Raw genomic sequence first — 24,092 nt, forward strand, 5'->3', positions numbered from 1 at the left:
CGATGATGCGCCACATTTGGGTGCGTTTTCTGGTGCACTTGCCTTACTAGCACCTTATCCTAAGGCGTTAGAGTCTACCCATACATCTGAATGGGTCTGTGATAAAACGCTTTATCTTGACTTTATCTACACTCAAAAAACTGAGTTATGTACTTATGAGAGCTTTATAGATATCTTGGCAAAATTAAGCGCTGGTAGCGAAATTTCTGTTCCTAAATCTACAAGGCTATCATCTATTGAGGCTCAATTAACAGACAAGTCCGAAGCTACAACACTTATTATCACCGTTATCAAAGGCTACGGTGGACACAAAGCGATTGACGAAAAACTACCGGCGTTGCGCTCACTGCTACCTAATGCATTAATCATCTCTCTCGGGCCTATAGACGATGACAAACGATGTTGTATCGATATCTCAGCTGAGGTAGATGACGTCACGCCATTTATTTGTCATAGCAATTATTTGATGATGGCCTGTGGCCTAAATGCTGTCGCGCAAGCATATCATTATGATACGCCGCTCATAGTGGTGCCTGATGACAGGCCACATAACGAACAAGCTGTCATGGCTGAAACGTTAGTTACTCAGAATAAAGCGCTAAATTGGCAGCAGTTTAAAACCTTAATGAGTGTCAATGATAATCAACCTGAATTTATTGCCCAAACCATTCATGGCCAAAGTAAACCACACCCTACTACCTCGGTTGATAATATTGAAAAAAATGATGTTGAGGAAGATAGCAGCAAGAAAACCAACGCAGTTATATCAACAGATGCTCAAGCGTTCATGCATAGCACCACTGACTATCCTACTACTAAGCGTTGGTTTGAAAACTGGTTACTTCCTCGACTCAACTTAACACCTGAATCAACAATTAAAGACTGACTTATCAAAAATAACAGGTAACTTGATAGCGAGGCAAAGATAAACGATGACCATTCAGCCAACGAGTAACGCTAGCACGACTTCTGATACTGTATCGATGACAGTCATTACGACTTGCTATGGTCGTAATCGTCATCTCTATAACCTACTCAGCAGTCTAGAAAATAGTAGTGTAAAGCCAGCCGAAGTCATTATCGTCAACGATGACGCCGATCCTAATCGGTTAGCTGAATTCTCATTAAACATCGTGAAGTTACCAACTACGGTCAAATCAACTGTGAATGACGGTGATGATATTAAAACTACAGAATTTGATATCGGACATAATCGCAATCTTGGAGCGATGCAGGCAACTCACGATATGCTGATTTTTTTGGATGTTGATTGTATCGTAGCGCCTACGTTTATTGAGCAAATGTATAAGAAGCTTCTACAATATCCTAGTGCGCTTTTGATGGGTCAACCGCGCTATCTAACGCGACCATTATCAGTAGAAGAAAATGCACAATTAAAAATCAATCATCTGCCTTTGTCTCTTTTAGACGAGCTGTCTGTATATAACCCTTATCGTTATAATTTTGATGAAGCTGACTCATATCCTATTGAAACAAAGCAAACCGCTATCAAACAGACTGATGACTATGGTGCATTTTGGAGTTTATGCTTCGCTATCAATCGACAGACTTTTGATAATATTGGTGGTTTCGATACCCAATATACAGGTTATGGCGCAGAGGATACCGATTTTGCTTTCACAGCTCGTCGATTAGGTATCGATTTTTACCTTACTGCTGATATCGCTTATCATCAGCAGCATAGTGTCTACCGACCACCACTCAATCATCTGGACAGTATCATTGTCAATGCCAATCGCTTCTATCAAAAATGGCATTGTTGGCCCATGGCAGGATGGTTGTCACAGTTCTCCGATATGGATCTGATTGATTGGACCGAAGAACAGTCATCACTGATAGCCATACGACGAGAGCCTAACGATAACGAGATAAAGCGCGCTCATTGTCCCGATGTTCCTTATGTTTAATTACTTCTAGCAATTTCTAGCGAACGATAACTTAGTTAATCAATATTCTAGTACCGATGAATAGTCACTCCTGTAGGTGGTCGACTCATTTCCTGACGCTCAAAATCCCAGTTATGGCCGTGCCAAAAGTGAGCAGTTTTATCATTGTCATTGAAGCCAATCATTACTATCTTTAACGGTAGTTTCGTGTCTTGAATACTGTGTAAGTATGCTCGAGCTGCCAGCATTAGCCGATACAATAGAAAACCTGATGAAGGTGCTGACGAATGAATGTCGGTAAAGTATGGATAGTCAGCAACGACTTTATGATGCTCTGATAGCACACTGTGGTAGGTAGGGCTTGATAATAGTTTTTGCATGTTCGAAGGAATATCTAAGATGCGATGAGTAGTGATAGGATCATCATTAGGGCTTGGGTCATCAGCGAATGTTGGAAACTGATAAGGCTGGTTGCTCGTCAATATCCCTAGCGGGGCGGTCTCGGTCATTTGCTCCACCACTGATATATGATTGCTTCTAGGCGGTAGGCCAAAATGCAGCTTACTGTCACCAATCTGCCGAAAAAACAGCAACTTAGGTAACAAACTAGCTAACTGATGGCTGGCAAAAAAATCGGCGTGAATAAAGTGATTAAATAATACCAAGATATCATCGGGCTGTAATAGCATCTCAAGCTGAGCCGTGGTCACAGCAGGATTATTTGCAATCAGAACGACTCGTTTAGCTTGCTCTAGTGCAGTCTGTATAACGACTGGTAGCGTTAAGAAAGCAGATTGCGCTGTGCTTATGTCATTAGATATATATCCGCTATTCTCTAATAGCGAGATACTCTGTTCAAGTATTGGTTTTTCTGTATTGGACTCTGTATTAGACATAGCAACCTTAGTTAATGTAACCTTTTGATTGCTACTTTAGCATCATTAGCGATTTTTATAGACAAAGCTTTACCTCTATTATGCCCAGATAAAGCCTTATCTTAATAAAAGTCTGTTACTTCTTACTTATTCAACTCAGAAATCATATTTTACCATTATTGCAATTTGCTGACCTATTAGAATGCGATAGTCGCAGCATTTCATAGTAGATAAGTACTATTCGCTGACACTTCTTCTAAACATTATAGAAAACCTTTCTATATCACTGATAATCTGCTCTAATCGTCATTAGATGATGATCCGTGTATTTAGTAGATGATATATCATCAGCTAGCTATCTCAGCTCATTGTCGTAACAACACCTTCTACTCATTTCACAATTAATCAGTAAGGAAATATAGGTTAGTCTTCAGTAATTAACGTCTCCGGAGTGTTACCAGCCTGACGACCCGTTGTGAAATCAAAATAGACCAAGTAAGACTGATACCCTATACAGCTTGTATAGAACCCGCTATATTAAGTAGGGAAAACCACAATCTCATCGCCCTCCTGCCATGGTTCAAACTTAGTCATAGCTTGCAAAAATAACGGATGCGCAAGCCAATCTTGTAGCCACTGCTGCAATTTAGGATAAGGCAAACCATAAAAAACCTCACGATCGACATGCGCAAACTGACGAACAAAAGGCATGATACCGATATCAGCAATAGTCATGCGATTGCCTAGTAGATACGTATTCTCAGTCAATAACGCTTCTAAATCCTGCAAAAAAACTTCACCCTGTTGCCGATATTCTATTTGAGTCATCTCAGGGTGACGATCGGCATATTTGTAGTGATCTAGCCAATACTTAAACTCATTGTCATTTTGTGCAATTAAGGCACTTGCTTGCGGTAGCGTTTTTTTATCAAGCAACCCTTGTGGATCACTCTGCTCAAGCGCCCACGTCATTATCTCGACACTTTCTTCAATGACGGTCCCATCCACCAACTGTAAAACTGGTACCGTACCTTTTGGACTAATCGCTAGCATTTGCTCAGGTTTATTCTTCAACGTAATCTCCCGCAGCTCCACGGACAGCTCAGCAAATAAGATGCCGAGACGAGCGCGCATGGCATAGGGACAGCGGCGAAAAGAATACAAGCGATGAAGCGGTGAAGTCATAATTATTTTCCACAATTGAATAGGAGTTAAATAGTAGGTCAACAAGAGCCAGTGGGCTTAACCTACTTGATATCGATGTTCATAAAGGAGTTTTTGAATACTCTATCGATTTATAATTGGCCATAGCTTCTACCAACGACTGCGGCAGATAAGCGCCTTTAAGATGTGCGTGCGGATAATGCTGCTCAAGCCACGATTGATAGTTATAGACGGTTAGCGTACCACAATATAGCAAATATAAAACCTGTACACCGATGCTACGTGACAATCCCATCACGCAATGGAAATTGATAAGCGCGATAAGACTACCCTCTACTTTATCTTTATTACTGATGACAAACGCCTCTGTCTCAGCTGATCGTATCAAAGTGTCAATTTGTTTAAATAAATCAATGTAGTCTTGGAACAAGATATCATTTAATGGTTGTAAGTCCAATAATGGCAAATACAAGTAATGAACAGGCGCAGACGCGGTGTCTTTAGTGGTCATTTCAAGTTTATTAACATGGCTAGATATTTCAGCAGCCAAATCAACAACGACAATCTGATAGCAAATTGAAGGCTTGTTTTTTTCTGGCGAGCGTAACCAATTCGTTAAATGGGTATTGATACCTGTCTGCGTCAATCGAGGTGAGGCCACAACGGTGACACCGTCACTAATAGCATATGGTGTGAGTAGATACTTCTGACCTTTCGAAAAAACTTCAAAATACCACTGTCCCAAAAGTGACATAGCGTTGTAAATAATAATGATGGGAGCAAACTTCATCCAAGTATATACGGTAAGTCGGCCGCCACTGGACTTTTTAAACCAGCGTGTATCCTGTATTGGCTTTACCTGTTGATAAGCACAAGCCAACATCGTAAAGCTGATTAACCAGTATAGAGCGATGATAATAGCGAAAGTTTCTATCATTTCAGCCGCTATCATACTCATATTAGCAAGATAAAACCCTGCTATCGCTATCAACAAAAACCCTATACCACCTATTGCCAGATGTCTAATCACCAGTGCATTGCGGATTCGATTTGAGAGTATCAGCACCAACACTGCCAACACTACCCCGCCTAACATATCTAACAAATGATGCTGATACGTCAACACCGTTGAAAGAGCAATCGATGTACATATACCCACCAGTAATAATCGATAAAGCATTGAAACCCATCGTTTTTTGGACTCTGCAACATCCCATAAAGATATGCCAAGCAAGATGGCATAACTGACATGCAAAGATGGTAGCTGATTAAATGGCTTGTCCACCAACTGCAAAAACTGGTAGCCGAATTGTGTCCAATCATCAGGTATCAGTCGATGAAATGAGAACCGAGCGGGATAAAAATAGAAGATTAAACAGGCAAAAACAGTCGCCAAAATTAGACGATAGGTTAATAAGGATAGTTGCGTAGACGTCCGTACTAAGAAAAAGCTCACCACAAATAAAACCAACGACCAGCTGTAAGGAACAATCATAGCAGGAATAAAAGGAATAACGCTATCAAACGGCGTGGCTAGGTTATGAACTTTTGATGGATAAAGTTTATACAGGGAGACACTATAAACAGTCGTCAAGTTGTAGAGTAGATAAAATATCGCTAACGCAAGACCTAGGTGTCTGAAACGTGTTGATGGATTTAGTAGCACCTAGTACCTCGTTTAACTATTGAATAAAAATCACTTTCTACGTATAACCTCTCTCAAACCACCCATCTTGTATCCAAACTTAATAAAGGCGATTGGCGTTAGGATTACTGATTTTAGTAATTGTTAAATGCTAAATGCTACGCTTAATACCTATTTTCTAGCGATGTCGGTTTATAGGAGGTGATAAATGCTGAGCTTAAGGTTCAGTTAAGATTGCTCCTTTATGATGCTTTCATGATGTTAATCGTGCTAGAAGCTTTTAACCATTTGGAGACAGCTGATGTCCTTATCTATTGATAGTACTCATACCTTACAAAATGTCCTAAATACGATCTTTTATATTGAAGCGGTTAAGCCAATGTCCATATTGGCAGAGCGAGGCATACCCTCATCCCTCTATATTCGCGCCAGTACGCAAACGCCAATAGCGACATCGCCTACTTCATATGCTCAAAATCAAGATGCCCAAGCATTTATCAAACGCATATACGAGTACATCCATCACGCCCGATTAAGCTACTTTATGCCCATTTTGTTTTCAGGGTTTGCCGATATGCCCTCCTATGGCGATTGGTTATCCACTGATGATAATACACTGCCTGCGTTTAAAGGCACGAACGTTGCCATCGGTCTAAAGCCTATCTGTGACGACAAAATATTTTTAGAGCAGTATCTAAACACGCCGATACAACATGAGATCAGCAGAGTGGCAGGCGAGCCAGTCAGTCGTCAGCGTATTTTTGAGATTGGCAATTTGGCATCAGGGTGTGCAGGTAGCGCACGGCTTATGATTGCATTTTTGGTGTTTTATTTATCCACCCCTACCCTAAATCCTACGACTCATGAATACCAAACCAAGGCAGACTGGGTCGTATGTACTGGTACCGATGCGGTAAGGCATATCTTGGCACATATGGGCGTTCGCAGCCATGTCATTGCCAAGGCCACGGCAGAAGCGCTAGCAGATCCTGAGCAAGTATCGTCATGGGGTCATTACTATCAGCACAATCCCTTAGTCGTCGCCATTAATGTAGCCGATGCTAAGCGAGTATGCGGCCCACATTATCGCTATACCGAAACGTTAGAGATAAACCCTACCACGCGTTTGACGCTCAATAAGATAGCCGTTTAATACGCATTTATTAGCCTAACGATAACACTGCACCACCACAAGACAGTGAGAATACTATGACCCCCATTTATACCGCGATATGTCAGCATGCCCGCCAAACTCCCAAGCAAGTAGCGATACAGACAATAGACAATGACAAAACGACCAGTCTGACCTATGACCAGCTGCAACGCACGTTGTCATCGCTCCATGAAAAATTAGAAACATGGCAAGGCAAGCGTGTCGCCTTATATGCGCATAATGATATAGATTGGGTCATACTCGATTTGGCATTGAGTACCGTCGGCGCGGTCGTTGTGCCAATCCCTTTATTTTTTAGTGCCGCGCAAATTGCGCACTTGCTACAAGATGCACAGATAGAGATGGTGTACGTTGGCGCTGGTTTACAACTGCCAACCCTAGACAATATGGCTGATTGGGCGATGGCTGATACACCAGAGACAACCGCCATCAAGTTTGAGCCAGCGACTCATATCACAGGCCGTTTTTATCAACTTGCTAGCACCATCATTGATCAGACCCTCACCGCTCAAAACTCCTCTACTGCCAGTGACTTTTGCAAAGTGACTTACACTTCAGGCAGTACGGGCATGCCAAAAGGCGTGTGTTTAGGCCAAGAGACATTGATGCGTATTGTTGAGTCGTTATCGGGTGCGCTTACTGATACCTTGACAGATGACGCTACTCACGCGCCAAAAGTGAGCAATGCCACAAGCAATTTTAGTCATTTGAGCGTGTTGCCTTTTGCCACTTTATTAGAAAACGTGGCGGGTGTTTACGTGAGCCTATACATGGGGCGCACCTTAGTGACAGGGCACATTGATCAATTTGGTTTGTTATCCAATCAAGCCTTTGATGCCAAGCGCCTGATGACAACGGTACAAACATACGATATCGCCAGCGTTATTTTATTACCGCAAATGCTAAAAGCCATTTGCGAGCACATGGCAGACAAGGGAACAACCAAATCCAGCGCCAATGCTGCTGTGCCGTCGTTAAAATTTATGGCAGTTGGTGGCGGCAAAGTCTCTCCTCAATTACTAAAGGACGCCAGCGGCCTAAACTTGCCTGTCTATGAAGGCTATGGTTTGTCTGAATGCGGCTCGGTGGTAAGCCTGAATACACCAAAAGCCAATCGTACAGGCAGTGTCGGTAAACCGATGCCTCATGCGTCGGTCAGCATCGCAGACAGTGGCGAGGTGATGGTCAAGGGCAATGCGATGCAAGGCTACCTAAACCATGACGATAGTCAGGATGACGATGGCATCATTGCCACAGGAGATATCGGTCATCTAGATGACGATGGCTACTTATACATCACGGGTCGACGCAAAAACGTGCTCATCAGTAGTTTTGGACGCAATATCTCGCCTGAATGGGTAGAAGCGCAGCTCTCAACACAGCCTATTATTTATCAGGTAGCGGTACTCGGAGATGGTGAGCCGCATTTGTCTGCGGTGATAGTCGCCAATCCTAACATGATCGCAAAGAGCAGTGACCTACAATCTGCGATTGCGCAGGCGATCGATGTCGTCAACCAAACCTTGCCTGACTATGCACGTATCCAACAGTGGCACCTCGCCGAGCAGCCTTTTAGCATGGACAATCAATTATTAACCGATAACGGCAAACTGCGACGCGCGCACATTTTTACGGCTTATCAATCGGTACTCGGCTTATAACGGACACTTTCGCCAGTAATATAACAATAGGACCATATTATGCAAACCACTCTAATGCCAAATGATTTGATAGAAAGCGAATTGATACAAAATGACGTTATCGAAACTGACGCTCTTAAAGCGCCAACTGCTCAAGCGCCTGCCAATGTATCACTACCTAAAACCGCTGATATTTTAATGGACTTGCAAACCCATGGTTGGATATTACTTCGGGGTTATCACTACGATGTCGAAACGTTTAGCCAGTTGATGAGTCAGCTCTGTCAAACGCTAACCTACGATCCTGCCCGCCAACACGTCACTTCTGAAGCACAAAAAGTGGATGCAGGCACGCATGCGATTGGCCTACATATCGAAAATGGCAATACGCCGATGCCACCTGACGTCATTGCTTTTTTTAGTGAATTGAGCGCCACAAAAGGCTCACAAACCACGATATGTGATGGACATGCGGTGTATCAAGCACTATCACCCAAGCTAAAGGCTACCTTTAGTCAGCCGATGCGTATCAGTCGCTATTTGCCTCAGGCCATTTGGCAAAATTATGTGGCGACCGCGACAGGTATAACAGATGCCGCGCAAATAAGCTTGGATGATTTAGAGACCTTTATCACGGCAACGACGAGCAAGACGCTGACTCATCACGTAGAACCTCAGACAGACGGCGGCGTTCGGTACGTATTACAGATACCTGCGATTCGAGAAGACAACGTAAGCGGACAACTGACCTTTGCCAATACCTTACTCGGGCCCTCATTTAACTATGAAAAACCTGAGTTCACCCTAGCCAATGGTCAACACGTTGATGATGCGCTCATAGATGAGCTGACTCAACTGTGTGAAAAATACACTCAAGACATTGCATGGCAAAATGGCGATGTGGTGATACTGGACAACAAACGCATGATGCATGGTCGTCGTCAGATTGACGTACCTTTAACAGAGCGCAAGCTATATATTGCGATGGGGCTTGGCATTAGACACGGCATGAATCACTCAGACGATTAGCAACAGCACATATCACTGTAATCCAAACTTCAATAATCCGTGCTTTAACAATCAATGTTCAACAAGGATGCGATATCATGACACCAGCTAATGGTCAATCAGACCTAACACAGACTACCCTGCAATACACCATGCTAATCGGTGCCACGGGTGGTATCGGGCAGGAGATCGCACGGCAATTATGTGCCAATAATCAGCCTGTTATTTTGGTCGGACGTAATGCACAAACCTTGACGCAGTTGGTAGATGCGCTGAGCAAAGACTATCCTGATGTTCCACTTGTGTCTCATACCTGTGATTTAAGCGCGCAGGTGTCGCAAACGCTGCTGGTAGAGGATTTGAGTGAGATGACACAAGGTCATGGAAACGTCATTGATACGGTCATACTCAACGCAGGTATCAATGACTTTGCTCTGCTCACGGATCAAAGTGATGACACAATCGAACAGATGATGCTCGTCAATGTGGCGTATCCACTACAGCTCATAAAAAGGCTGCTACCTACCTTGATAGCGCAGCATAGCCCAAGCCAAATCATCAGTATTGGCTCAACCTTTGGCAGTATTGGCTATCCAGGTTTTAGTGTTTATAGTGCGAGCAAGTTTGCCTTACGCGGCGCAAGTGAAGCGTTAGGCCGTGAATATGCCGACACCTCAGTGACGTTTCGCTATTTTGCGCCCAGAGCCACTAAGACCACCATGAATAACGATGCCGTCGTCGCCATGAATGAAGCGCTAAAGGTAAACATGGACGCGCCTGAGACGGTCGCAAAGGCATTGATTCACTTTATATCAACCGATCAGACGCAGCAGCACTTAGGGTTTCCCGAGCGTTTTTTTGCGTGGCTCAATCGATTGTTTCCCAACATCGTTGGCAACGCCATTGTCAAAGATTTACCGACAATCAAACAATATGCTAAAAAATCATGATGATCAGTTAGGCAATTGTGGAGTGAGTTTGCCTTTAAATTGCCACGCCAAATAAGCGACCAATCAACGAGGTTGCTGCCATAGCGAGCACGCCCCAAACCACAACTCTCGTAGTCGCAGGAATCACAGGCGCACCGCCCAGCCTAGCCGAGACAATACCAAGTAGCATCAAGCCTACTATTGTCAAAGCCGCGAGCGACCAGACCAGTGTGGCTGCTGGTAATAGCACTATCCCAATAATCGGTAGTATCGCCCCCGCCACAAAGGATAATCCCGAAGCCACTGAGGCATGGATGGGCTTCGCTTCACTAAGATCTGTGAGGCCAATCTCATCACGGGCATGGGCTTCTAACGCATTGTGCTCAGTCAAGCTCACGGCCACTTGATGTGCCAAATCATGCTCAAGTCCCCGCGCCTCATAAATTTTGGTAAGCTCAAGCAGTTCACGATCAGCATTGTGTGTCAGCTCATGTCGCTCTTTATCGAGATCCGCCTTTTCGGTATCCGCCTGTGATGAGACAGAGATATACTCGCCAGCCGCCATTGACAATGCACCTGCAGTCAGCGCCGCCATACCTGTCAGCAGCAATGTCTGACTGCTTGTACTGGCAGCGGCTACCCCAACCAATAGACTGGCGGTCGAAATCAACCCATCGTTCGCCCCCAGTACAGCAGCTCTTAGCCAATGATTGCGATTGCTCAAATGTGCTTCGTCATGAGTAGAATGATGCATAAAATCCTCAAAAGGTAGAGATAAAATTGGTGTGCCCTGATGTTATGTTGTGATGTATCGCGCTCTTGTCGCAAGGCTTATTCATCGGACGTTAAGCTGTATAGTTGTTCTTATAGTGATGGTGAGTGTGTGCTTTTATTACTAAGCGTGACCACAAACCCTGTTTCTGGTTGAGGACGATTGGCAAATGCTAAAGTGAGGTTGTGCAAATCGGCAATTCGATTGGCGATTGATAACCCCAGCCCGCTACCTACTTGCGTTTGACCAGCTGGGCGATAAAAGCGCTCGCTGAGACGGGTCAGTTGCTCTGGGTCGACGCCTAGGCCATTGTCCACCACTTTGATACTATCAGCATTTAACTGAAGCTCGATCAAACACCTTTCTGGACAATAGCGAATGGCATTGTCTAAGAGGTTGCGGAGGAGCAGCTTAAATAAGACTGGGTTGATAGAAATAGGTAAAATATCGACAGGGTTTTCACACTGCACGATGCGCTTTAGTTGAATGTGCTTTTCACGCGCCAAACGGTTGACGTCGCTAAGCACCATATCCGTCAGTGCCAGCCAGTTTGGGCGTTCTAGTTGCTCAGCAGGCAGTTGCTGTTGCGGCTCTATTTTGGCAAGTACCAGCAATTGATCGACCAAATGGGTGGCGCGCTCAATACCGTCGCTGATTTTTTGGGTGTGATAAAACAATTGGCCGTCATTGTCTATATCAGACAGTCGTAATAACTGCTGCTGCAAAAGATCGGCTTGTAGTTTGAGCGCCGCCAGCGGACTACGCAGCTCATGCGAGGCATCGGCAGTAAAGCGCTGCTCCCGTGCCAACGTATCTGCCACTTTGACAAACAGTGCATTGAGAGCGGTCACCAAAGGCTGAACCTCTTCGGGCACATCTGCTGTGATAGGCTTCTCGTCTTGCGGCTTACGCTGTTCCACCTCGCGACTGATTTGGCTGAGTGGTTTGAGTCCGTGGCGTATCAATCCGATAGTCAAAATCATTAAAGAGAATAACCCAATGACCATCGGTAATACTTGCACAGACATGGCTTTGATAATCATTTCTCGGCGAGAGCCAAGGCTTTGACCAATCGCAATCACACGCTCATCATCCCTGTCAGCGCGACCATGATCATCATGCGCATAAAACAAGCGCCAACGTTTGCTAAAAGGGTTGAGACGCTGATACGCGGCATTGTCTTCTTCTACAAAACCGCGCTGATTGGGCAAAAAAGAAAACGACTGTCCGTTCTCGTCAGCCGCTAATAAATGTCCCTCTTTATCCCAAATAGCAAAACCCATGTAGTCGTCTTCTGCATCACCCAAATCACCTGACAGCGCCTTACTTTTTAAATTATATATTTTGGCGACGGGTTTTCCATTGTGCTCTGTCTCGTTATTATCGTCGCGGTCACTTTGCTCATCGTTATCAGCAGAGATGCCCATTAAGTAACGAACCACTTGGGTGATTTGTGTGTCATTCATTTCATTGATTTCGTGCCACAACCGCCAAGCAATAAAACTTGACGTGATAAGCCACAGCAAAGGCAAACCGATCAGTAAGGAGATGAACAGGCGCTGCTGGATACTTTTCATAAGCTCATGGGTTACTCATATATGGGTTATATGGTGAAAGCCACATTCAATGTAACGGTTTTATACATTATAGGCAGGATTGAGATAATAGCCGATGCCGCGTTTGGTCAAAATAAAGTCATTGCCCAGCTTTTTGCGTAAATGATGAATGTGTACCTCAATCGCATTACTCTCAATATCCTGTTGCCAGCCATAGAGCTTGTCCTCTAAGCTTGCGCGGCTGTGAATCTGTTTGGGATGAGTCAGCATTTGCTCTAGTATCGCCACTTCTTTAATGGTGAGCTCAACGGCTTGGCCTTGATAAGAAACCTCATGATTGTGCGGCCAATAAGCGACGTCACCATAACGAATCTCAGGCTGGCTACGTCCTTGACTACGCCGTATCAATGCTTGCAGACGGGCAACCACTTCGTCTAGTGCAAATGGCTTAACCAGATAATCATCGGCGCCCGCATTGAGTCCGGCCACACGGTTGGCAATGGCGTCACGAGCGGTAATGATCAATACGGGCGTATCTAGCTGTTTGTAGCGCCAATTTTGTAACACCGTCATGCCATCGCCTCTTGGCAAGGTCAAATCAAGCAACACCGCGTCAAACATATCTTCTTCCAGTGCCATTTCACCTTGCTTGGCATCACTGAACCAATCTACCATCATGCCATGGCTTTTTAGCCCAACAACCAGACCTTCAGCGATATTGCTATCATCTTCTATTAATAGTATGCGTGCCATGACTGTCCTATTACGTTATGTATCCTGCTGTCTTTTTTTATTGTGGGCGACGCGTCGTCACCGTTTTATTACCCGTTATCATCGACTTGATCAGGTTTTGCCTTTCCCAATAGCTCATGGCAATCGCAGAGATAATATGCAACGGTACCAGCAAGTATAAACTATTGGCCAGTATTCCATGGATTTCTTCAAGGATATCTTTACTACCGAAAATTTTGGCTTCCATCAGATAACCACTGAGGCCCAATCCTATAATTACCGCCCATAACGCAAACATCATGATGGCAGCCAATGGATTATGACCCAGATGCTGCTCATCTGTACGGCGAATGCTTAAATCAGATAAGTGATGTTTAATACGAGACGGCGTGGGGAAAAAGTCACTAAAGCGGGCATAACGCGTGCCCATGAATCCCCAAAGTAGACGGACAACCACTAGCCCCACCACCGTATAACCGACATATTGATGCAGCTCACTGCCTTCTTCGGTAAACAGCAAATTGGCAGTGATACCAGCCGCGACGGCCCAGTGAGTCACTCTAACCAGAATATCCCAAACTCGTACTTGTCGAGTTTTAGGAGTATTTGATAAAGGTATATCAGGCTCGTGCGCCGGATTGCTTGTGCTATGTTGGGTCATGACCGTCACTCCTTTAATGGTTCGTTTGTTTTTTACGACATGATTGCTAAACATCGAATCTAGTCAGGATACCGCTAGTAGACCGAACATCACATCGTCTGCTCTACCGCTATTACAACAAACAAACCTTAAGAGGAGCTTAGGAAACTAAGAATTCGAACTTTAGAATAGTGAATAATCTACCTGACATTCATAGATAATTAAAGGTAGATTTCAAAACAAGAAATTGAGCAGGCAAGACCACTATTGGCAATATAAATAATACATTTAAAATTTTAACCTTAAAATATATTTAGCATTAGTTCCGCAATAATATTGATAATGAAAATTATTATCAATATAATAACGATTTAAATTACATGCTGGAAATATTCATGCAACTGTCTCGCTTATCTGCTGCGTTATTTAATCTTTCGAATGTATCTGGTTCTTCTCTACGATTAGCATCTATACCTTCGAGATTGGTATCGACGAAATCCCTCTCTTTAAAGACACTATGCTCAACCTGTCTATCTACTTCTGTCATCGTATTAACAACGAGTCAATCGGCATGGGCACAGGCAGATGATGTAGATGCTCAAACCACTCCTAATGTGGTACTTGATACTATCGTCGTCACTAGTAGCGCTGATGCTTCAGCAGATGGACTACCAAGCGCCTATGAAGGAGGCCAAGTTGCGACCGGTAGCCGCGTCGGAATCTTGGGTAACCAAGACATCATGGATACGCCGTTCTCTACCACCTCGTACACCAATGAATATATCACCAATCAGCAAGCCCAAAGTGTAGGCGATCTACTCAAAAAGGATCCTACTGTTCGTGTAGCAAGAGGTTTTGGTAACTTTCAAGAAGCCTACTTCATGCGTGGCTTTATCACTACATCAGATGACACCATGTACAATGGTCTATACGGCATCTTACCAAGACAGTACATTGCAACTGAATTGTTTGAACGGGTGGAAGTCCAGCGCGGTGCTTCTACCATGCTAAATGGTGCAGCACCCAGTGGCGGTAACGCAGGTGGTACAATCAATTTGCTACCGAAACGTGCTAGTAATGAGCCACTACGTGAAGTGACACTTGGTTATGGTCAAGGTGACCAAGGTAAGGTCGCGGTAGATGTCAGTGATCGCTTTGGTAGCGATGATGCTATTGGTGTTCGTTTTAATGCCGCTTACCAAGATGGTGACAGTGCTATCGATGATGAGTCGTCGACTTTGGGTCTGGCTGCACTTGGTTTGGACTATAGAGGGGATCAGTATCGCCTATCAGCAGATTTAGGCTGGCAAGACAATAAGCTGTCAGAGACTCGTCCTAGTGTCAATCTTGGTGGGGTGTCTACTGTACCAAATGCTCCAGACGGCTCAAAAAATTGGGCGCAGCCTTGGACCTACTCAGATGAAAAGGATGTCTTTGGTACGATTCGAGGAGAATATGACTTTAATGACAATATTACCGCTTATGGTGCTTACGGTGTGCGAAATGGCGAGGAAGAAAACTCACTAGCCACGTTAACTGTCAACAATGTTGATGGTGCGGGTACAGTTTATCGCTTTGACAATACTCGAGAAGATAAAGTACAAAGCGCCGAGCTCGGTCTGCGTGGTAAATGGCAAACAGGTAAGATTGATCACAATTGGGTACTAGCCGCTGATCTTTATGATCAAGAAGAAAAAGGCGCTTACGCTTTTGATTTTGGTAACCAACTCGCAACCAATTTGTACCACCCTACCGACTACGCTGAAGTCCCTTTTACAAGCACAGCAATCTTCGGTGGAAATTTAGACGACCCCAAATTAACCAATAAAAAGCAGTTCCAAAGCTTTGCGCTAGCAGACACCATATCACTGTTCGACGATAAGCTAAAAACCACTTTAGGCGTGCGTCATCAGAACTTAAAAACCACCAGCTATGATGCTAATACACAAGCAGAGAATGGTAGTTATGATGAAAACGCATGGACACCAAGTGTCGGTATTGTTTATCAGCCAACAATGGACTGGTCTGTGTATGGTAATTATATCGAAAGTCTAGCACCAGGTAAAAGAGCGCCTCTAACTAACGATAATGACGCTGTTACTAATGGTGGTCAAAATCTAGATCCGTACGTGAGTGAGCAAACTGAACTGGGTGTGAAATACGACAATGGCCTGATTGGCAGTAGTCTCGCTGTCTTCCGAACTGATGAACCACGTGCTTATATCAACAACTCAAATACGTTTACTGCGTCTGGAGAAAACCGCCATCAAGGTGTGGAGTTGACTGTCTTTGGTAGCCCAAGTGAAAACATGCGCCTCAATGCTGGTGTTACTTACTTAAGTGCTGAGCAAAAAGACACTGGTGATAGTGCATTAGATGGCAATCGAGTGATTGGTGTGCCTACCTTACAGAGCAATGTCAACCTAGAGTATGATTTAGCCGCAGTTGAAGGACTGACATTAACGGGCGATATTATCCACACAGGCTCTCGTTATTCGGATAATGCCAATACCTTAAAGGTTGATGGTTATACGACCTTAGACCTTGGTGCACGCTATCGCACTATGCTAGCAGGACAAGACGTTACTCTAAAAGGCGTGGTAACCAATGTCACGGGTGAAGATTATTGGCAGTCAGTAGGCGGTTATGCAGATTCAGGCTATCTAAATGCAGGTGAGCCAACGGCCTTAAAAGTGTCAGCCACATTCAATTTTTAACACATATCAGCTATAGTTGATTCAATCTAAAAGTAGTACAAGGCAGCCCAGTGCAGATGTATATGTGATACTTGAAGCGAGGTTAACGCTGTAATTCTTTTATAGAGAATTGACTATAAAACGTACTTATCTAACTAACTTCAGTAAAAGGGATTAGGTGTCACCTATTCCCTTTTATGCCATCAAACATCCATACTATTACTGAGTCACTATGTCCTCTCGTGCCAGCGTTTCTCTACATCATATGATTTGGGCACAGTATCGTCTGCCCTTTCTAAAAGTCATCTTACTCAACTTAGTCAATGCTGCCGTCAGTGTGGGTATCATTGCTTATATCAATCAAACCTTTATCAGTCAGCCCGTGTTCAATATCTTATCGTGGTCGAGCTTAGGGCAGTTTGCTCTGCTCGTGCTGCTGTTGCTGGTAACTACCTTCGTATCGCAATATGCACTCACCCGTTTGGGGCACAAGTTTGTCTATGAGCTCAGAACCAAGCTAGTCAAACAAATCATCGATACCACCGTCCCGCAGATAGACCATTTGGGCAGTGCACGGTTACTTGCCAGTCTATCTTCAGATATTCAGTCTATTACCGTCGCCTTTGTGCGGATGCCGGAGTTGGTACAAGGCGTTATCCTCTCTATTGGTGTGGGGTTATATCTGGGCTGGCTGTCGCTACCATTACTGCTGATTGTCATGTTTTGGATTGCGATGACGATTTGGATAAGCACCCTATTGGTCAAGCATGTCTATACACATTTGACAAAGTTGAGAGAGATTAATGACGTCTTATATCAGGATTATCAATCGATTATAGAAGGTCGTAAAGAGCTGGCACTTAACCAACACCGAGCAGAAAAACTGTATACAGATGATTTTTTGGCCCATGCTAAATCCTATGAAAAGACTGTCACCAAATCTGATACTTTTCATTTATCAGCGGTGAACTGGTCTAATATTATGATGTTCGCATCGATTGGGGTGATATTTGCCGTGTCAAATTATCTCGGCATCTCGATGGGCATCGCCACCACTTTTTCTTTAACGATTTTATTTATGCAGTCACCGCTGCTCCATGCTGTCGGTGCTTATCCAACACTACAAACAGCCCAAGTTGCCCTAGACAAAATACAATCGCTAGAACTGGCTGAGTACCAACCTTTATTTAGAACGGACAACACCAGCCAACACTGGCAAACCATCTCGCTAACTGATGTCAACTATCGCTACAATGTTTCCAATAATAGCGTTTCGAATGACAGTGATAATAACAATGCTAGTAATAACAGTGATATCGATACTCAGACATTAATAGCCAAAGACAGCGGCCGCTCTGATAATATCTTAAAAGACGTCAATCTAACGTTACAACGAGGCGATGTGGTATTTTTGATCGGGGCGAATGGTAGCGGCAAATCGACACTTGCCAAGATTATTACAGGCATTTTCACCCCTACCACAGGTGCGGTAACTATCGACAAACAGCCCGTTGATTCACAGAATAATGCCGATTATAGACAGCTGTATTCTGCAATTTTTAGCGATCAGCATATTTTTAAGCAATTGATTGGCAAACAAGGACAGCAGCCAGACGAAGCACTGGTCAATGCGTGGCTGCATAAATTGAACTTGCAAGACAAAATAAGTGTGACTGATAATCAGTTGTCTACCGATAAGCTATCGCAGGGACAACGCAAACGCTTGGCCATGCTTATCGCGGTCGCTGAACAAAAAGACATCTTGCTACTCGACGAGTGGGCCGCGGACCAAGATCCTGCGTTTCGCCGCGTTTTTTATCAGACCCTGATACCTGAGCTAAAAGCGCTGGGGAAAACGCTGTTTATTATCAGTCACGATGATGGTTACTTTGAGCACGCTGACCGGTTACTGCTAATGAAACAAGGCCGCCTCATTGAGCTCAATGCTGAAGAGCGACAGCGTGCGAGTAAAGATGCCATTGCTATGTTGGCGTAAGTGTTCACTTAGTAAAAAGTCAATAACAGACCATAAAAAAGCGGGAAATCTTGGTAAAAGATGTCCCGCTTTTTTAGATAAAAAGGGTTTTTTGAACCCTTTATTTACTTTAATAATCTCTGCAAAAACCCAACGCGAGAAATCACTAAAAAGTCCAATAGCGCAATAATCACAATCGCAATGATGGCGGTTGGAAATATAATAGCCACAACCAGTACAGGAATGGCGAGCGGCCACCAAACGGTAAAAAGCTGTCCGCGTGCTGGTGGGTTCAGTCCATGGCTTTCACTGGCATGACGCGGGCGACGTTGCCACCACATGACATAGCCACTCACACACATGGCAATCACCGATAGACAAAACAGCACATTGGCCAGTAAGCTCCACCAGCCGAGCGTGCCCATATGCAGCGCGAGACCTGCCGCCATAAACTTACCAAAAGCATTGTAATCATCATAGCGTATATCCGCCAAGATATTGCCCGAATAGCGGTCGATATGTACCGTGCGATCAGCCGTTGGGCTCTTCATATCGTAGCTCATGGAGTCTTGGCTAATCGTCCAGACGCCAGTACTGCCTTGGGGCAGATTTAATTGATAACGCCCGTTGAAACCAATTTCACGAGCAAATCGATCTACGGTATCAATCATAATCGGTATATTAGGCGCAATACCGTCTTTGCCCATGGTAGTGCCAGATACGGGCATCGGTGTCAGCTCAAGCACCCAAGGTACTTCTTTGGCGGTACCCGAATTTAAGACACTGCCATGCGTAGGTACGACAGCGGGCGTCGATCCATGAACATGCGGCGCGGCATTGGCGTTGTCCATATCCATACCAGCGTGATGCTGACTGTGGTCGATAGAGACAGGCACTGGTGCCACGCCCCATTTCCCTGCAGGAAACTGACTCCATGCTTGCACCACTCTCTCGCCCCATACACCTGCCCACGCCATGCCTGATATACAAAAAAACAGTAGCAACACAGATATCCAGCTACCGAGCGTGGCATGAATCGTGCGGATAAATGAGCGTTTTTTCTTATTAGGCGCAGTGTCATTAGGAATAAGCATGGCTTTGATGGATCGGCGTTTTTGCCACCACAGATACCAGCCAGACAATATCAGCAAAATCGTTAATGAAGCAGCCGTCTCTAACAGATAATCACCAAATTTACCCAATAGCAAATCACTATGAATACTGTCAAAGGTATAGTACAGATTGCTATTGGCAGGACGACTAGCAACGATGTCGGCTGTGTAAGGGTTCACTGCCACCATATTATCGTGATCTACTGATTTGATCTGAAACAATGCAACCGTATCCGTATCACGCGGTGCAATATATTTTATCAGTGTACTGTCAGGTAGCGTGCTTAGCGCATTTTTTGCTTGCGTCGCGATAGGAGCCTGAACTGTCGATTTTGGCATATCGACAGTTAAGCGGTCATTATCACGGCCTGCGGTGTTGGACATAAACAGCATACCGAGTGCGGTACACGCTAGGATAACTAAAAAAGGCGCGACAAACATCCCTGCATAAAAATGCCAGCGCCATACCGTAAAATAGCGTTGGTTGTTGGTAGATTGACGTATGGGTTCGTTCATAAATATGACCTTTAGCAACTCTGATGGCTCGATAGACAACATAGATCTATCAATAGCGGTATTTAACACTACTCACTTATTTACTTACGCTCAAAGATACGCGAGCATGATACGAGAAAAGTCATTTAAACACCACCGGTCATGACACTAATTATCATTTGATATAGCATTATTAAACTTAAAATATTGTTTTTATAAACATTAATCATTCCACACATCTACTACCCCCAACCGTTCAGTACAGCTCTTCCTAAGCGGCAGTCTCTCTAAAAGCGCTTTATTTATAAAATTTAAATGATAATTATTATCATTAATGTTATTATTCTTTTTCTTTTGCTTTCGACATCTAATAACAACTCACGAGGAAATATGATGCGCTTTGTCTCAACGTCTAGATTTGGTCGTCAAAAACGTTTAACGCTAGCAGTTCAACTGGGCTTAGCAATGAGTCTAAGTCACTCGGCTTATGCTGAAAATATATCGAATAGCCTCAAAAATAACAGCGCAGACAACATTGAAACCAATATCGACCATAGCGTTGATACCAGCACTGAAAGCGCGCTTAACAATGATAAAGCTGAGAACAATGAGACTACTGAGGTTGCTGGGCCATCAGCTACCTTGGATACAATTACCGTTTACTCAGATGGCTATCGCAGTACTGGCACCAAAACTGCCTTAGACCCCAATGATGCGCCAATGAGTTATACCAGAATTGATCAAGACCTTTTACAAAAACGCCAAGCGGATAGTGTCAATGCTGCTCTACGCTATGAACCAGGTGTGAGCACTGAGAGTCGTGGCACGGTCTCTATCTTTGATGAGTACAATATTCGTGGATTTAAAACCTACTCAAATTTTTATGATGGACTCAGACTGCCCTACGATGGCGCTTGGAATTTGATGCCACAAGTCGATGTCTATGCGACTGAAGCGGTCGAAGTAGTGAAAGGGCCAGCGTCCTCGCTATACGGCTATGCTTCACCGGGCGGCATGGTCAACCAAGTCGCCAAAGCCCCTAAAGGTACGCAAGAAAATGAAGTACAGCTACGACTGGGTAATCAAAACCTAAAAGAAGTGGCTGTCGATAGCACAGGCCCTATCACAGATACGCTGAACTATCGGTTGGTGGCGTTGAAGCGACAAAAAGATGGTCAGATGCAAACCACAGAAGAAGAGCGATTGTTGATTAACCCGTCGCTTGAGTGGCAGGCGACTGATGATGTGTCTGTACTTGCTAACCTGTTTTATCAAGACGATCCAGAAATGGTGCCCTCTACCCCATTACCTGCTGTCGGCACCGTCTACAAGGCAAGCTATGGCAAATTGGGTAGTTATGCCTATGCAGGCGACAAGTGGAATCGCTTTAGTAAAGAAGTATTCATGCCAAGCGTCACCGTAAACTGGGACATCAATGATCAGTTGACCTTTAAACACATCACGCGCTATACCGATGCCGAGGCGCAGCAACGCAATATGTATAATAGAGGGTTTGTAGCAGGTAGTGACACGATTCTCAATCGCGTGGCATATACCACGGATGAGAGCATGAATAACTGGACCACGGACAACCAACTGGCCTATACATTCGATACTGCCAATACCTCACATAATCTATTGTTTGGAGCTGAATACCAAGAGACAGATAGCAATGCGGTTTATTATGATGCGGGCGCAAATGGTACGCCAAACCTTGACCTATCTAATCCAGACTTCTCACAGATAAATAAAGCTACGCTACCACTGGACGCCTATCGTCAGACACAAGATATCAAACAAAGCCAGCTTGGATTCTATGTGCAAGACGAAATGAAGTGGCAAGATTTGACCATTGTCGCCGGACTGCGTCACGATAACTTCGAGAGTACGACTCAGCAAACTGACGCCTCTCAAGGTGCCGTTTATAATAATGAGACGTTTGGTAATGATGCATCAGAGACCAGCGGCCGTTTCGCTGCTATTTATGATTTTGACAATGGCTTATCACCATTTTTTAGCTATTCAGAGTCATTCCAGCCCGTTGTTGGTAGCAACTTTATTACTAATAAACCCTTTGAACCGACAACGGCTGATCAGCTCGAAGCTGGCGTCAAATATCTATCCCCAGACCGTGCGACCAAAGGAACGCTAGCCGTATTCGATATCACACAGCAAAATGTCATCGTAACCAACCCCGCTGACTATCGACAGAAAGTTCAAACGGGTGAGATTGAGTCAAAAGGCGTTGAGATATCAGGCAGCCATATGCTCAATGACTGGGTAGATCTCGCGGCAAGCTACAGCTACACCGATGCTGAAATCACAGAAGATGAGTTCAACCCTGATGTGGTCGGTAACACTCCAGCCCAAACGGCTAAGCACAAAGCCACGCTATGGGCCGACTACTATGCGACAGACAAGCTCACTCTCAATGCTGGCATTCGCTACGAAGACGGCATACAGATTGACAAGCAAAACTCAGATGAGCTGCCAAGCGTGACATTGGTCGATATTGGTGGTAATTATCAGATCAACCCCATGCTCGCTGTCGGCGCGAGTATCAACAATCTGTTTGATAAGACCTATGTTGGTGCTTGTTATGATACCGAGAACTGCTGGATGGGGCCTGAGCGTCAAATGTCGGTCAGCCTAAAAGCAAGTTTTTAAACTTGATTTTTTAAACTTAACAAGACGGTGATTAATAACATCATCCACTTTCTAAAACCATTTTTATCCATACATTTTTAAGATAGTCGATCATCAAAGCAATATGCTAGCCTTACAAGCTATCAGACGACAATAAACCATGCTTTGCGCACTATCGTTACATGCTACAAAAGAAGGACATAGCAAATGGCAAAACCTACCCCTAGATTACTCGATGTTATCGGTAGCAAATACCTCACCCCAAATATGTGCCGCGTCACGCTTGGCGGGGCTGGACTTAATGATTTTCCCGTAGATCAAGAAAGCGCCTATATCAAACTGATGTTTCCTCAAGGTGAGGATGCTAGGCCATTAGTCCGCACCTATACCGTCAGCGTTCAGCGTGATGATGAGATAGATGTTGATTTTGCATTACATGAAGCTGAAGGCCCTGCCTCGATGTGGGCGCGTAATGCTCAAGTTGGCGATCAAGTATTAGTTGGCGGCCCCGGTCCAAAAAAACTCATCAACAATGACGCCGATTGGTTTTTACTGGTCGGTGATATGACAGCGCTACCAGCGATCACGGTCAATCTGGCACAATTGCCTGCCGATGCTCGCGGCTATGCCGTGCTTGAGGTGACGACTGAGGCAGACCAGCAATCACTCAAAAAACCAGATAACGTTGAGATTCACTGGGTGGTCAACAACCATCCAAATGCAGACAGCAGCCCATTACTTGACTGCGTCAAATCACTGACTTGGCTGGAAGGACAGCCTGCGGTTTGGGCGGCTTGTGAGTTCCATAGTATGCGTGTATTACGTCAATACTTCAAAGTGGAGCGCGACGTACCAAAGACGCATTTATATGTGTCTAGTTATTGGAAAGTCGATAGCACAGAGGATCAGCATAAAGTGGTGAAAAGTCAGGATGCCCAAACGGCAGATCAATAAATACAGATTTTACAGTCAAAAAGAGGCGTAGCTCATATGAACTACGCCTTTTTTATACATCATCATTTATTATGCTTCGACGACTTTTACTTCTTTTTCCACTCGGCTAATCGTAATTCCAGTAAAGCCAAACAGCAGTGTTAATAGCAATGACAAATAACAGAAAAACGCA

At 44.4% G+C, this 24,092-nt stretch carries 18 protein-coding genes; 10 read left to right on the forward strand and 8 right to left on the reverse strand.

Annotated features, from left to right (window positions below):
* Both I3255_RS08255 and I3255_RS08260 read left to right on the forward strand, forming a co-directional pair.
* A partial coding sequence (locus tag I3255_RS08255; RefSeq protein WP_238038397.1) for a hypothetical protein occupies positions 1-886 on the forward strand: 886 nt, incomplete at its 5' end.
* A 46-nt stretch (positions 887-932) separates the two neighbouring features.
* Positions 933-1,928 carry a glycosyltransferase gene (locus I3255_RS08260; protein WP_238038398.1) on the forward strand — a complete coding sequence of 332 codons (996 nt, stop codon included), beginning with the start codon at positions 933-935 and terminating at the stop codon, positions 1,926-1,928.
* Between the two features lie 47 nt (positions 1,929-1,975).
* Here I3255_RS08260 and I3255_RS08265 read toward each other — a convergent pair whose 3' ends face one another.
* The 3 genes from I3255_RS08265 to I3255_RS08275 form a co-directional block, all read right to left on the reverse strand.
* Positions 1,976-2,803: a hypothetical protein gene (locus I3255_RS08265; protein ID WP_238038399.1), complete on the reverse strand. Its 828-nt coding sequence runs from the start codon at positions 2,801-2,803 to the stop codon at positions 1,976-1,978.
* Positions 2,804-3,319: 516 nt separating this feature from the next.
* On the reverse strand, positions 3,320-3,967 hold the full coding sequence (locus tag I3255_RS08270; protein WP_238038400.1) for a glutathione S-transferase: 648 nt from the start codon (positions 3,965-3,967) through the stop codon (positions 3,320-3,322).
* A 79-nt stretch (positions 3,968-4,046) separates the two neighbouring features.
* Positions 4,047-5,612 (reverse strand): phosphatase PAP2 family protein, encoded by a 1,566-nt coding sequence (locus I3255_RS08275; RefSeq protein ID WP_238038401.1) that lies wholly within the window; start codon positions 5,610-5,612, stop codon positions 4,047-4,049.
* Positions 5,613-5,892: 280 nt separating this feature from the next.
* Here I3255_RS08275 and I3255_RS08280 point away from each other — a divergent pair, with 280 nt between their 5' ends.
* From I3255_RS08280 to I3255_RS08295, 4 genes are all read left to right on the forward strand, one after another.
* Positions 5,893-6,744, forward strand: coding sequence for a thermostable hemolysin (locus I3255_RS08280; protein ID WP_238038402.1), 852 nt, complete (start codon positions 5,893-5,895; stop codon positions 6,742-6,744).
* Between the two features lie 56 nt (positions 6,745-6,800).
* Complete coding sequence (locus I3255_RS08285) at positions 6,801-8,426, forward strand: AMP-binding protein (protein ID WP_238038403.1); 1,626 nt, start codon at positions 6,801-6,803, stop codon at positions 8,424-8,426.
* A gap of 39 nt (positions 8,427-8,465) precedes the next feature.
* Positions 8,466-9,434 (forward strand): TauD/TfdA family dioxygenase, encoded by a 969-nt coding sequence (locus I3255_RS08290; RefSeq protein WP_238038404.1) that lies wholly within the window; start codon positions 8,466-8,468, stop codon positions 9,432-9,434.
* A 77-nt stretch (positions 9,435-9,511) separates the two neighbouring features.
* On the forward strand, positions 9,512-10,363 hold the full coding sequence (locus I3255_RS08295) for an SDR family oxidoreductase (protein ID WP_238038405.1): 852 nt from the start codon (positions 9,512-9,514) through the stop codon (positions 10,361-10,363).
* Positions 10,364-10,397: 34 nt separating this feature from the next.
* Here the strand turns inward: I3255_RS08295 and I3255_RS08300 are convergent, their stop codons facing one another.
* The 4 genes from I3255_RS08300 to I3255_RS08315 all read right to left on the reverse strand — a co-directional run bounded on the left by I3255_RS08300 (position 10,398) and on the right by I3255_RS08315 (position 14,063).
* The gene (locus I3255_RS08300) at positions 10,398-11,096 is read right to left on the reverse strand and encodes a VIT family protein (RefSeq protein WP_238038406.1); all 699 of its coding nucleotides are present in this window, start codon (positions 11,094-11,096) and stop codon (positions 10,398-10,400) included.
* Positions 11,097-11,206: 110 nt separating this feature from the next.
* On the reverse strand, positions 11,207-12,691 hold the full coding sequence (locus I3255_RS08305) for an ATP-binding protein (protein ID WP_238038407.1): 1,485 nt from the start codon (positions 12,689-12,691) through the stop codon (positions 11,207-11,209).
* A 60-nt stretch (positions 12,692-12,751) separates the two neighbouring features.
* Complete coding sequence (locus tag I3255_RS08310) at positions 12,752-13,423, reverse strand: response regulator (RefSeq protein WP_238038408.1); 672 nt, start codon at positions 13,421-13,423, stop codon at positions 12,752-12,754.
* Positions 13,424-13,460: 37 nt separating this feature from the next.
* On the reverse strand, positions 13,461-14,063 hold the full coding sequence (locus I3255_RS08315; RefSeq protein WP_238038409.1) for a cytochrome b/b6 domain-containing protein: 603 nt from the start codon (positions 14,061-14,063) through the stop codon (positions 13,461-13,463).
* A 374-nt stretch (positions 14,064-14,437) separates the two neighbouring features.
* Between I3255_RS08315 and I3255_RS08320 the strand changes: the two genes are divergently transcribed.
* Positions 14,438-16,759, forward strand: coding sequence for a TonB-dependent receptor (locus I3255_RS08320; protein ID WP_238038410.1), 2,322 nt, complete (start codon positions 14,438-14,440; stop codon positions 16,757-16,759).
* Between the two features lie 211 nt (positions 16,760-16,970).
* A complete protein-coding gene (locus I3255_RS08325; RefSeq protein ID WP_238038411.1) occupies positions 16,971-18,734 on the forward strand; it encodes a multidrug ABC transporter permease/ATP-binding protein in 1,764 nt (587 codons plus the stop codon).
* Between the two features lie 104 nt (positions 18,735-18,838).
* Here the strand turns inward: I3255_RS08325 and I3255_RS08330 are convergent, their stop codons facing one another.
* A complete protein-coding gene (locus I3255_RS08330; protein ID WP_238038412.1) occupies positions 18,839-20,341 on the reverse strand; it encodes a PepSY domain-containing protein in 1,503 nt (500 codons plus the stop codon).
* Positions 20,342-20,713: 372 nt separating this feature from the next.
* Between I3255_RS08330 and I3255_RS08335 the strand changes: the two genes are divergently transcribed.
* Both I3255_RS08335 and I3255_RS08340 read left to right on the forward strand, forming a co-directional pair.
* Entirely contained in the window at positions 20,714-22,987 is a 2,274-nt protein-coding gene (locus I3255_RS08335; RefSeq protein ID WP_238038413.1) for a TonB-dependent siderophore receptor, read from the forward strand.
* 186 nt (positions 22,988-23,173) lie between these two features.
* Positions 23,174-23,920, forward strand: coding sequence for a siderophore-interacting protein (locus I3255_RS08340; RefSeq protein ID WP_238038414.1), 747 nt, complete (start codon positions 23,174-23,176; stop codon positions 23,918-23,920).
* Positions 23,921-24,092: the final 172 nt, after the last annotated feature.

This window comes from Psychrobacter sp. Ps6, from assembly GCF_022129235.1.
GTDB lineage: Bacteria > Pseudomonadota > Gammaproteobacteria > Pseudomonadales > Moraxellaceae > Psychrobacter.